At 63.0% G+C, this 13,821-nt stretch carries 1 protein-coding gene; it reads right to left on the reverse strand.

Features of this window, described 5'->3' with window-relative positions; translation table 11 throughout:
• Positions 1–13,821, reverse strand: a 13,821-nt coding sequence (locus tag GIW48_RS29150; RefSeq protein WP_329606094.1) for a beta strand repeat-containing protein, incomplete at both ends; no start/stop codon positions are given.

The following is a 13,821-nucleotide window of genomic DNA, read 5'->3' on the forward strand; positions in this document are numbered from 1 at the left end:
CTCTCCTGCCGCAAATCCTTCACCGCCTCAAACGTCACCGCCCCACCACTGACAATCGCAATATCCCCGCCACTGTCGAGCTTCGCCGCTTGATACTTCTGGTCCCCGCCGCTCTGCAACGTCAGGTCGCCACCGGTCTTGATCTCACTCCCCACATTCGTCACCTGGGTGACTTCATCGCGCTGGGTTTTCTTGCTCCCCCAACTCCCCTTCTTCTTCATGTCATACAGCGAATAATCACTGTCTTCCGCAGCCAGCAACCCCAGCTTTCCACCCGCAACCAAATACGCTTCATCCCCCGCAGTGACACGACTGGCAATCATCGCCAGATCCTTACCAGCACTCAGCGAAACATCCCCACCCGCACTCAGCGTGGTCGAGACCTGACTCACATGATCTTCCTGCGCCTTAACCTTCTTCAGATTCAACGCCGAATGCTGCTCATCCGCCGCAGAGATCAGGCTCAGATTCTCCGTCGCCGACATCGCCACATCCCGCTTGGCATCAATCCGGCTGGCAATCGCAGTCAAATCCCGGCCCGCAACCGCGCTCAGGTCGCGCCCCGCCGTCACCGAAGAACCGTTCTGCATCACGGAGCTGCTGTTGTTGCGCGCGCTGGTGTTGGCATTGCTGTTCACCTGCTCCACTGACCCAAAACTCAGGTCACGCCCGGCCTGGATCGTGGTGTCGCGTCCGCTTTGCAGCACGCTGCCCTGGTTGGAGAAGTCGCGTCCGGCCCTGATGCTCAGGTCGTTGGCGGCTTCGATACGCGCCGCGCTGTTGAGGAAGTCGCTGTGTTCACTGATCAGGCCGTCGCTGCTGTCGTGGCCGGTGATGGTGCGTTCGTTGATCACGTCGCCATTCACGGCGGTCATGGTCACGTCGCGGCCGGCGATGATGCCGCCCGCCTTGTTGACGATGTTGTTGCCCGCCAGCAGGTCCAGGCGGTCGCCTGCTTCGATCAGGCCGCTGTTGATCAGGTCATTGCCGGCCTTGGCCGACAGGTTGTTGCTGGCGCGCAGGGTGCCGACGTTATTCAGGTCTTGCCCGGCGATCAGGCTGACATCGTTGCCCGCAATAAGCGCGCCGGTGGGTGCCAGGCGGTTGTTGGCGTTGGCCAGGTACAGCACCGGCACCAGCACTTCTTCGCCGTTGACCACGCTCTTTTCCAGCCAGACGATGTCGTGGGTCAGGGCCGCGACTTGTTCGGAAGTCAGGTTTACCCCTACGGAAAGGTTCAGCGTTTGCTTGCTGGCGATGGCGTTGTCCATCAGGTGTTTGAACAGTTTTTCGTCGGTGGTTTGCCCGTCGAGAAAGCGTTGGCCGGTGCGCGCGACCACGGCTTGCTGGATCAGGCGTTGTTCGTAGAAACCGTCGCCCAGGCGCTTGGCGCTCTCGTCCGGGTTGTAGCCCAGGCCGGACAGCAGGTAGTCCGAGCTCATGAATTGCTTCATGTCGGTGAGTGCCGGGTTGGTTTCGATCAAGTATTTATGCGGCTGTGAAACCGCACTCTTGTCTGGCAGGCCCTGCACCCGGTTGACGGTCTGGCTGGCCACCGGGGTCGGTTGTGCTTCGGCGGGCTGGACGACGACCACGGCAGGTCGGCTGCCGGTGCTCGCGGCAGCGGGTTGTTCAACCGGGGTAATGACCGGTTGGGTCTCATGCGGCACCGGCGCTACCGGAACCACCACGGACGGCAGTGGTGTGCCGACGGCAACCTGTGCATCGTGGGCCAGCGGTGTCAGGCCTGGCAGGCTGAGGTCGGGGCGTGAGCTCCCCGGCGCAATGGCCACAACGCGGGTATCGCGATCCACGGTCGACAGGCCCGGTACGTTCAGGTCGGGGCGAGCGCTGCCAGACGGTGCGCCATCGGGTGTGGTCAGCACGATTCGGGCATCGCGCTCGGCGGGTGTCAGGCCAGAAAGGTCGACGTTCGGACGCGACACATCGACCGCTGGCCGGGAGCCGTCAACAGCGTTTTGGGCATCGATGCCGTCGACATGGGTGATCGTGCCGCCGCTGGTGCGGCCAGGTTGCAGCGTTCCCACGTCGGCGCTGCCCACGCCGGCAACGTCAATGGCGCTGGCACTGGCACTGGCATTGATTCCACTGGCCTCGCGGGCCGTGACCGAGACCTGGCGGTTGTTGGCGGCGAGTTGGGTGACCTCCTCCAACTGGATCGTCCGACCTTGGGTTTCGGGAAGGTTTTGCTGGCGTTGCGCCAAACCGACGCTCGCAGCGCCAAGGGTCCAGCTTTGCGGCCCTGCATTGGCTTGAGCGGCCTGCCCGCTGCTGGCGCCCTGCCCGCTCAGTCGGAACAAACCGTTCTGGCCGGTAGGCAGGCTGAAGCCCGGAAGCGCGATGGGGTTGACTTGCTGTTGAGCCAAATCAGGTGGCAACTGCGAGTTGATGGCGATCGCTGTCGAGTAGCCGCTACCCGCGCCTGTGTCAGTCTTGGTGCGGCCCGCCGCTACATAGGCATAGTAAGGACGAACCACACTGTTGTTGATGTTCTGGGCGGCATTAAGCGCAACGTTGCCACCGGCCTGGATGATTGCATCGTAGGACTGGCCATCGCTTTTAAGGGTGGTGATGGTTTGCGAGAGCTTGCCGCCGCCCATGAGGCTCAGGAAATAGCTGAGGTCTGCCTCGACGGTCGCCGATGGCGTGGGGCTATTTTTAGCGTTGAAGTTGGCAGCCGCCGGCAAGGCCTGGAAAATCTGCGAGACAAAGTTCCAGTAGGTGCGGGTGGTCTTGATCGCCTGGGCTTGCACGCCCTGGTTATTGATGGTGGTCGCGTTGGCGGTGAGGTTGCCCGTCGCGGCAATGGTGCTGCTCAGGTTGTTGAGGGTCTGGGCGTTGATCAGCATGTCAGCGCCACTGCTAAGCCCCGAAGCCACGCTGCTGCGGGTAACGTTCAAGCTATCGATTTCATCGATCTGCCACAGGCCGTTTCGACGGCCTTTGCTACGGAAGTCACAACCGGCACCCGGGATCAGGTTGCAATCAAGTTCGGTGATCTTCACCGAGCTTTTTTCATGTGCCGAATACTCCAGCACGTCCCTGACGTTATTGACGGTCATGGCATTGATCGTCAGGTTCTTAGCGCTCTCGATAGTGCCCGAACGGTTATCCAGCAGATCGGCTTTGGTCTGGTTCGGGTCTTTGCCAATCAGTACGTCACCCAGCCCATAGACATCGGCATAGGCGTTGGTGAAGCTATTGGCCAGCAACTGCATGTCGCCGCCGCTGGTGATCAAACCCTTGCTGTTAACCAGGGTGTTGGTGCTGAGGGTCAGGTTGGCACCCGTGGCCAGCGTGCCCGTATTGCTGACCTCTGCGGCTGTGAGGGCCATGGTGTTAGCGGAAGTCAGGCGCCCGGCGTTAGTGAGCTGCCCGCCGACGTTGATCGTACTGTCTTGTCCGCCGGCAACACTCGCCGCCGTACTCAGGTTCACTGAGCCGGCAGTCAGGCCCAGGTTACCCACGCTGCTGTAACGCCCATTGCCGCCATAGCTGCCGGCCAGCGTTAATTGCGCCGTGCCATCGCTGGCGATCAAGCCATCGTTGTTCCAGTTACCGCCACTGCCGACAAGACTGTCAGACGCCAGCAACTGCCCGCTGGCGGTCTGATTCAAGGTATTGACGTTCACCGTCAAACGCCCGGCCTGGATAACACTGCTGTTGGTCCAGTGGTCTGCGGCCAGGGTCAGGCCACCTCGCGTCACCACGTTGCCACCGGCATCGATAAGGTTGGCGGTGGCAATATCAAAGGTCCCGGTGCCGCTGTGCAGCAAACTGCCGCCCTGGTTCTGGAAGCCTGCGGCATTCAGGGTCAGGTCGCTGGTACGGCTCTCGACGCGGCCATTGCGATTGTCGAACAGGCCTGCGATCTGGAAATCGGTCTTGCCGCTGTCGCCCATGGCGCGCAATTGGCCGCCCTGGTTATCGACGCTGTTGGCGCGCACGTTGAGCAAGGTGTCGCTTTCGATAATCCCCGCATGGTTGCTGAGTTGGCCGCTGAGTCCCAGCTCAATTAGGTTCGCCGCCACTTGGCCTGAGCTGTTATCCAGCCCTACCCCACTGACGCGTAGCAGGTCCTTGGCGTACAAGCCGCCATAGGCGTTGGCGAAATAATTGGCGTTGACCACTGCGTAGCCATTTTGCGCTGCGATGCGGCCGTGCTGGTTGTCGACACTGCCGGCCACCAGGTGCAAACGCTGGCCTTGAATCACGCCAGCCTTGTTGCCCAGGCTATAGCCGTTGAGCAGCGTGTCGCCGACGTTGGCATCCAGCAGGCCCTTGAGGCTGGCCAGTGTGCCCGCCTGGTTATTCAGGGTGTTGGCCTTGACGCTCACATCACCGGTCTGCGCCAGCAGCTTGCCGCCTTCGTTATCAAGGTCGCCGCTGACGTCCAGGCTTAAACCGCTCTGCCCCTGCACCACACCCGCACGGTTGCTCAGGCCAACGGCCTTCACCTGCAGGTCGGCACCCTGGCTGTAGATCAAGCCGTCGGCGTCGTTTTGCAGCAGGCCGGTGCTGGTGATTGCCAGGCGGTCCTTGCCGGCGATGGTGCCGCGCTGGCGGTTATCGATACCGCCGGCGAGCAGGGTCAGCAGGCCTTGGCTGGCGATCTGGCCGCCCTGGTTGTTGACCTGAACCGCGCGTTGCAACAGCAATGCGCCAGCGCTGGCCAGCTTGCCGTTGGTGTTGTCGAGGGTGCCCAGCAGGCTCAGGGTCAGGCGGCCATTGCTGGCCAGTGTGCCGCTCTGGTTGTGCAGATCTGTGCCGGTGACGGCCAGCGTTTGCTGTGCATTGACGGTGCCGGCCTGGTTGCCCAAGGTGGCGGCTTGCACGTCAAGGTCGGTGCCGCTGTCGATCAGGCCACCGTTGGCGTTGTTCAGCAAACCGCTGACGACGAGGCTTTGCCCCGCGCCGCTGGAGAGAATACCGCCGCTGTTGTCGAGGCTGGTGGCACTGACGCTCAATGCACCTTGGCTGACCAGTGCACCGGCACCGCCATTGAGCATTTCGCCGGAAAGGCGCACATCCACCGCGCCGTTGCGGCTGGACAAGGTGCCGTTGTTGCGGTTGTCGAGGCTGCCACCGCCGACGTTCAGGCCCTGCCAACCTGAGATCAGGCCGTTCTGGTTGATCAGGTTGGCCGCGTTGACCGTCAGCACCTGGCTGCTGATCAACTTGCCGCCGCTGTTGTCCAGGGTGCCGGTGTTCAGGGCCAGGTCTTGCTGACTGGAAAGCTCGCCGTTCTGGTTGTTGAAGGCGCGCAGACGGTTGAGGGTCAGCGGGCCTTTGGCGAGGATCAGGCCGTTGCGGTTGTCCAGGTCGCTGTTGTTCAGGTACAGGGTCACGCGCTGTTCGCCCACCACGCGGCCGCCGGCCAGCGCCAGTGCGCGGAGGTTCAGGTCCATCGCACCTTTGGCGGACACTTCACCGCCGCTGCCGGTGTCAAGGCTGGCGGCGCTCAGGTTGAGGCTGCCCTGGCTGTTGATCAGGCCGGCAGCGCTGTTGTCCAGGGCCATGGCACTGAGGGTGACGCCCGCTGCACCGAGCAGGCTGCCGTTCTGGTTGTTCAGGTTGGCGCTGTGCAGGGTCAGCATTTGAGTGGCGCTGATCAGGCCTTGGTCCTGGTTGTTGAGCAGGCCGTCGCTGGTCAGTTGCAGGTTGCTGCGACTGGTCAGGGTGCCGCCCCGGTTGTCCACGGAGCCCACGTGTGCGTTGAGGCTGGCGGCGCCGATCAGGCCTTTGACGTTGGCCAGGGCCTGGTTGAGGCGCAGGGTCAGGCCTTGGTTGCTCAGGAGCTTGCCGTTGCTGTTGTCCAGGCTTTGCGCGGCCAGGGTGAAGGCTTGGGCGCTGGAGATTTCACCGTTCTGGTTGCTGACGGTCATGAGGTTATTGAGCAGCAATGGACCGACCGTGTTGATCAGCCCGCCCTGATTGTTCAACTGACCGTTGTTCAGGTCGAGGCTCAGGCTGCTGTTACTGAAGAGCTTGCCGCCCTGCTGGTCAAGGCCGGTAACGCTGGCGGTCAGGGCCTTGGCGCTGCCGATGCTGCCGCCGTTGTTCACTTGGCTGGCCGTCAGGTTCAGGGTGTCGCCGCTGTTGAGGCGCCCGCTCTGGTTATTCAGCACGCCGGTGCTGACCGCCACCGCGCCCTTGCCGCTGATGCTGCCTTGCTGGTTGCCCAAACTGGCGCTGCTCAGTACCAAGGCGCCGTCGGTGACCAGTTCACCGTTCTGGTTGTTCAACTGGCCTGTGATGCCGACGTTCAAACCCAGGGCGCTGGAAAGACTGCCTCGGGTGTTATTAAGGCTGCGTGCCTTGATGTCGAGGGTGCCTTCACTGCTCAGCAGGCCCTGGCTGTTGTCCAGGTCACCGTCCAGCGTCAGCTGCAACGGTTGCTGGCTGAGGATTTTGCCACCGGTGTTGTCCAGGCCGGTGCCCGTCAGCAACAGGCGCTGGCCACTGAGTTTGCCGCCCTGGCGGTTGAGCAGTTGCTCGACCGCCAGGTTCAGGCCGCTGGCCGCGAACACCTGGCCGCTGTCGCTGTTGTCCAGGCGCTGGCCGGTTATGCTGAGGTCCGCGTTGCTGGTCAGTTCGCCGGCGCGGTTATCGAGGGTGCCTACGTCGAGTTTCAGCGCTTTTGTGGCGCCTACCAGACCGCCCCGGTTATCAAGGCTGGCGCCGCTGACGTGCAGGGTCTGGGTGCCGATCAATTGGCCTTTGCGGTTGTCGAGGCGGTTGACGTTGACGGCCAGTTCGGCCTTGCCGGCGATCTCGCCGCCACGGTTGTCCAGGTTCGCGGCGGTCAGCAGCAAGGCGCCGTCGCCAATCAATGTGCCGCGCTGGTTATCGATCAGGTCGCTGGCGCTGATATCCAGGCCGCCACGGCTGCTGAGCAGACCGTCGGTGTTGTCCAGGTTTGCACTGCGGCTGATGAGGCTGGCGCTACTGACAAGGCCTTTGATGTTGGCCAGGGCCTGCTCGACGCGCAGGGTCAGTGCCTGGTTGCTGATCAGTTTGCCGTTGCTGTTGTCGAGGTTGCGGGCGGCCAGGGTGAAGGCGCTCTGGCTGGAGATCTCGCCGTTCTGGTTGTTGAGGTTGCCGAGGTTTTTCAGCACCAGGATCGGCGCGTTGATCAAGCCGGCGTTGTTCACCTCGCCGTGGTTCATGTCCAGGTTCAGTTGCGTGTTGCTGAACAGCTCACCGCCCTGTTGGTTAAGGCCGGTAAAGTTGGCGTTCAGGGTGCCGGCGCTGGCGATGCGGCCACCGTTGCTGAGCTGGGTGGCCGTGAGGTCAAGGCGGTCGGCACTGATCAGGCGGCCGCCCAGCGTGTTGTCGAACAGCCCGGTGTTGAGCGTCGCGGCGCCCTGGCTTTTGAGCAGGCCCTGCTGACTGTTGTCAAGGCGGGTGCTAGTCAGCGTGAGGCCTTGGGCGGTTTCAACGATACCGCCCTGGTTGAGCAAATCACTGGCGCTGGTGATGCCCAGTGTACCGGCGCTGGAAATACTGCCGCCGGTGTTGTCGATACGTTGGCTGCCCAGCGTCAGAGTGCCTTCGCTGCTGAGCTTGCCCTGGGTGTTGTCCAACCCCGCTGCCAACTGAATTGCCAGCGCACGCTGGCCGGCAAAGGTGCCTTGGGCGTTGTCCAGGCGCGTACCAGTAAACCGCGCCTCCTGGGCGAACACTAGCCCCTTGGCCTGGTTGATCACCTGGGCCACGGTCAATTGCAGGGTGGTCCCGGCCAGTAGCTTGCCGCCGCTGTTGTCCAGGGATTGGCCGCTGAGTTCGGCGTCTATCTGGCTGGAGATTTCACCGGCGCGGTTATCCACGCTGTCGACCTTGAGTTTCAGCGCTTTTGTGGCCCCTACCAAACCGCCGTCGCGGTTATCGAGGGTGGTGCCGCGAAGGGTCAGATTGCCTTGGGCAACCAGCTCGCCACCTTGCTGGTTCAACACGCCGAGGGTGGCGTCCAGGTCGCTCTGGCTGGCGATACGGCCTTTGCTGTTATTGACGTTATCCAGGCTCAAATGCACCGGCCCCACGGCGCTGATCAAGCCGCCCTGGTTGCTCAGCGACTGGCCGGTAACGCCCAGGGCCTGCTTGCTGTTGAGCACGCCCTCACGGTTGTCCAACTGGCCGAGGTGCAGGTTCAAGTCCTGATTGGCGCGGATCACGCCAGTGCGGTTATCCAGGCTGTTGCCGCGCACGGTCAGCAGGTTTTGCCCGGAAACACGCCCGCCACGGTTATCCAGGCTTGCCGCCTGAATATCCACGAGCCCTTTGGCCAACACACTGCCTTTGGCCTGGTTGTCCAGCAAGCCGGCGACGTTCACCGCCAGGCTGCCGTCGCTGACCAGGCTACCGGCCTGGCTGTTGTCCAGGCTCGCCGAAACGACCTGCAAGCGCTGGCCCGCGCCCACGGTGCCGCCCTGGTTGGTCAACGCGCCCAGGGTCGTGAGGTCGAGGCTCACATCGCCCATGACCTGACCATTGCGGTTGTTTAAGGTGATGGCGTTGACCACGCTGGCGCCAGCGCTGGAAACTTCGCCGTCGACGTTCAGCAAGGCACCGGCCAACGTCAGGGTCAGGTCCCTGGTACTGCTGAACTCCCCTTCGCTGTTGTCCAGGCTCGCCGCTTGCGCCGTGAGCCCGGCCGCTGAAACCTGGCCTTTGAGGTTGATCAGCGCCTGCTCGATCTTGAGGGTCAGGGCCTGGTCACTCAGCAGTTTGCCCCCGGTGTTATCCAGGCTTTGTGCCGCCAGGCTGAAGGCTTGTTTGCTGGAGATCTCGCCGCCCTGGTTGGCGACACTCGACAGGTTCTTGAGTACCAGCGGGCCAGGCGCATTGATCAAGCCACCGGCGTTGTTCAGATGCCCCTTGTTCATGTCCAGGGTCAGGGCGCTGAGGCTGTAAAGCTCGCCGCCGTCCCGTTGGTCGAGGCCGGTGAGGCTGGCGGTGAGGGCCTTGGCGCTGGCGATGCGGCCCTCTCCGCGGTTGTCCACCTGCCCGGCTGCCAGGTCGAGGCGGTCGGCGCTGGTGAGGCGTCCGCCTTGCTGGTTGTTGAAGGCGCCGGTGATGACCTGCACGGCACCGTCACCGATGATCTTGCCACCCTGGTTGTCGAGGCTGGCACTGGTCAAGGTCAAGGCGACAGCACTGAGCAACTCGCCCTTTTGGTTGCTGATTGCATCTGTGGTTGCCAGTACCAATGGCGCGGCACTGCTGATGCGCCCGCGGTCATTGTTGAGGCTGGCCGCGTGCACGCTCAAGCCGCCGTCGCTGCGCAGAGCGCCTTGCTGGTTGTTCAAGTCACCGCTCAATGCCATGGACAGGTTGCGCTTGGCGTACAGGCTGCCCTCGCCGCTGTTATCCAGTTGCGCGGCGTTCAGGCTGATCGATCGCTGCCCGGAAATGATGCCCTTGAGTTGGTTGTCCAGCCGCTGCAAGGTCAGTTGCATCTCGCCGTTGGCCAGCAGGCGTCCACCTATGCTGTTGTCGAGCCGGCTGCCGGTGAGTGTCAGGTCGGTGACGCTGGAGACTTCCCCGGCGCGGTTGTCCAGGGTGTCTATCACCAGGGTCATGGCCTTGCCCGAGTTGACCAGGCCGCCGTCGCGGTTATCCAACGCCGTGCCGTTAAGCTGCAACTGCTGCGTCGCCACAACGCTGCCGCCGCGGTTGTCGAATTGGCCGACAGCCAGGCTCAGGTCGCTCTTGCCGGTGAGACGGCCTTTGGCCTGGTTATCCAGGCTGGCGGCGGTCAGTTGCAATTGGCTGCTGGCGGCAAATAACCCGGCCTGGTTGAGCAACTGCCCGCTGATCAAGGCGTTCAGGGTGCCGTCGCTGGTGAGTGTGCCCTGGGTGTTGTCCAGGCTCGCAGCCGTCAAGTTCAACGCGTGGCCCGTGACAAGGCGGCCATTGCGGTTAGATACAGCGCCCGAGTGATCAAGGGTGAGCAGCTTGTCACCCTGGATCAGGCCATGGCTGTTATCCAGTGACGCGCCAGCCAGGGTGGTGGTGGCGCCGAGGATTTCGCCTTGCTGGTTGTCCAGTGCCGATTCGACGTACGCGGCCAGGCCGTCGCGAACCTTGAGGGCGCCTTCGGCATTCACCAGGCTGTTCGCCCGCAGATCCAGCCCGGTGGCGGAAACCAGGCCCTTGGTATTGTCCAGGGCCTTGCTGATACGCACCACCAGCCCTTGTTCACTGAGCAACTTGCCGCGACGGTTATCCAGGTTATCGGCGGTGAACGTCAGCGCCTGGGTGCTGGATATTTCCCCACCCTGGTTATCCACGCTGGCAAGGTTACTCAGCAGTAACGCGCCCGGAGCATGGATCAAGCCGCCTTGGTTGTTCAGGTAGCCGTGGTTCAGGTCCAGGCTTACGCCCGCCTGGCTGTAAAGGCGTCCGTCGCCGTGTTGGTCAAGGCCGGTAACGGATGCGGTGAGTTGCTGCTGGCTGGTGATGCGCCCGCCGGCGCTGTTGTCTACCTGCCCTGCGGTGAGAGCGAGCGTGCCGTCGCTGTTGAGCGTGCCTTGGGCATTGTTCAACCCGCCGCTGACCGAGAGCTGCAAATGGTCCTTGGCGTAGAGGCTGCCCTTGGCGCTGTTGTCGAGGCTGGCGGCAGCCAGTTGCAGGTTGGCACCCGCTGTTAACTGACCGGTCAGGTTGAGCAACTGCCCGACAATGCGCGCCGTCAACCGAGCATCACTGGTCAACTTGCCGCCGCTGTTATCCAGGCTCGCGGCGGCGATATCGAACGCTTGCGCACCAAACAGCGTGCCCTGACGGTTATCCACGGCGCCCTGGCTGTTGAGGTTCAGCGTGGCATCGCCCTGGAGCAAGCCTTGGCGATTGTCCAGGGAGCCTGCATTGACCGAGGCCGTGCGCGCGAGCAGCTTGCCGTTGCGGTTATCCAGCGCACCGTCGACCTGCAACGCTGCGCCTTCGGTGGCACTGACCGTGCCACCCAGGTTACTCAGGCTGCCGGCATGCAATTCCAGCGTCTTGGCCGACACCAGGCCCTTGGTGTTGTCCAGCGCGCGGGCGATGCGCAGGGTCAGCGCCTGTTCACTGAGGACCTTGGCGTTGCTGTTGTCCAGTGTCTCGGCAACCAGGGTAAACGCACGACTGCTGGAGATTTCACCCCCTTGGTTGGCGACGCTGTTGAGGTTGCTCAGCAGCAACTGACCCGGTGCGGTGATGGCACCGCCCTGATTGTTCAGGTGGCCGCGATTGAGGTCCAGGCTCACATCGCCCTGGCCGAACAGCCGGCCGTCATTGTGCTGATCCAGCCCGGTCACGCTGGCGTTCAGCGACTGGCCACTGCTGATGCGCCCGCCATCGCTGTTGTCCACCTGGCCGGCTTTCAGGTCCAGCTTGGCGTCACCGCGCAAGGTCCCTTGCTGGTTGTTCAGGGCATCGCCCAGCAACAGATGGAGCTGATTGTTCGCGTACACGCTGCCCTGGCGGTTATCCAGGGTGGTTGCGTTGAGTTTCAACACACCGACCGCCCCGAGGTTGCCGGCGCGGTTATCGAGGGTGTTGCCGGCCAGGGTCAGGTCGGCTTTGCTGCTGATGCGTCCCTGGCGTTGGTTATCGAGGCTGCCCAGGTTCAGGCTGAGGTTGCCAGTGGCCGCCAACAGGCCGACCTGGTTAAGCAAGTGCCCGGAAATGGCGGCGGCCAAGGCGCCGTCGCTGGTGAGCTTACCGTCGGTGTTGTCCAGGCTCGCTGCAGTGAGCGTGAAGTGGCTGCCCGCGGCCAGGGTGCCGTGCTGATTGGTCAGTGCCCCGCTGTTGATCGCCAGGGTGTGGTCGCCTTGAGCCTGACCGTTGCTGTTGTCCAGACCGCCTGCCGCCAACGCAAGATCACTGGCCAGCAACTTGCCGCTGCGGTTGTCCAGCAGGCCGTCGACGCTCAGGTTAAAGCCATCACGGGCACGCAGTGTGCCGTCCTGGTTGCCCAGGCTTGCGGTGCGGGCGTCCAGGCTTGCGGCTGAGACCAGGCCTTTGGCGTTCTCCAGTACACGGGCGATACGCAGGGTCAGCGCCTGCTCGCTCAAGACCTTGCCGCGGGTGTTATCCAGGCTGTCCGCTTGCAGGCTGAAACCTGTGGCGCTGGAGATTTCCCCAGCTTGGTTGTCGACGCTGCTGAGGTTGCTCAACAGCAGTGAGCCCGGCGCGTTGATCACGCCACCCTGGTTATTCAAATGGCCACGGTTAAGGTCCAGGCTCACATCGCTCTGGCTGTAGAGACGGCCATCGTTGTGCTGGTCCAGGCCGGTCACGCTGGCGCTGAGGGCCTTGCCATTGATGCGCCCGCCCGCGCTATTGTCCACCCGCCCGGCACGCAGTTGCAGGGTGCCGCCGGCGCTTAGCTGGCCGCCCTGATTATTGAGGTCGGCGCTGCTCAGTTGCAGGGCCTGGCCGCTGGCAAGCGTGCCATTGCGATTGCCCAGTGCGCCGCTGTCGATCTTCAGCAGATTGTCGCCCTGCACCCGACCTTGGGCGTTATCCAGCGTACCTGCCGTGAGCCGTACGTCCTGGCTCAGGATCTCCCCGCTGTGGTTGAGCAGTGCGGCACCAACGCCCATATTCAAGCTGTCGCGTGCCACTAAGTGGCCGCTGCTGTTGTCGAGACTGCCAGCCTGTACCTGCAACGATGCCGCACTCACCCGGCCGGCCGCATTGTTCAAGGCCTGGGCGATGGCCAGGGTCAGCGACTGCTCGCTCAACACCTTGCCACTGCGGTTATCCAGAGTGTCAGCTTGCAGCGTGAAGCCGGTGGTGCTGGAAATTTCCCCGTTGCGGTTGTCGACACTGTTGAAGTGATTCAGCAGCAACTGGCCGGGCGCGCTGATCACGCCGCCCTGGTTGTCCAGATGACCGCGATTGAGGTCCAGGGTCAAACTGGCCTGGCTGGACAGACGCCCACTGCCGTTGTTGAGGCTGCCCACACTGAGCTGGCTTGCACCGGCGCCGCTGAGGCTACCGCCACGGTTATCCAGCATGCCCGCCACACGGGCGTTCAGCGTACCGCGACTGCTCACGCTGCCGTTCTGGTCATTGACCAGGCTGGCGACATCGATCTGCAAGCCGGTGGCTGCAATCAATCCCGCACTGTTATTCAAGGTCTGCGCAATCTGCAGGGTCAGCCCCTGGTCGCTGAGCAACTTGCCGGCAGCGTTATCGACGGTACGTGCCGCAACGGTAAAGGCCCGCGCGCTGGAGATTTCGCCCTGGCGGTTGTCCACGCTGTTGAGGTTGTCGAGGGTCAATTGCCCGGTGGCATTGATCAGCCCGCTGCGGTTATCCAGATGGCCCTGGTTGAGGTTGAGGTTCAGGTCGGTGTTGCTGTAAAAGCGGCCGCCGTCCTGTTGATTGAGGCTGCCGAGATTCGCGTTCAGGCCCTGGGCACTGGCGATCTGGCCTGCGCCACTGTTATTCACCGCACCCGCCGTCAGGTTCAGGGTCTGGCTGCTGTTGAGCACACCGCCCTGCTGGTTATCCAACGCACCGACCTTGACCTGCGCACCACCGGTGGACTCGATCCGTCCCTGCTGCTGGTTGGCCAGGGTGCCACTCAGTTCAATACCCAGCGTGCCTTGGCTGGTGAGCACGCCCTTTTGGCTGTTGTCCAGTGAAGCGGCCCGCAATTGCGCGGCTTGGCGTGCAGTAATTCGCCCGCCCTGGTTATTGATCAGCCCCGTCGCATTCAGGCTCAGCGATTGGCCGGCCGAGACCAGGCCGGCGACGTTATCCAGTTCATTCAGTTGCAGCGTGACCTGCGCCTGGCTCGACAGC

This window comes from Pseudomonas sp. PA-6-3C, assembly GCF_021605825.1.
GTDB classification, from domain to species: Bacteria; Pseudomonadota; Gammaproteobacteria; order Pseudomonadales; family Pseudomonadaceae; genus Aquipseudomonas; species Aquipseudomonas edaphica.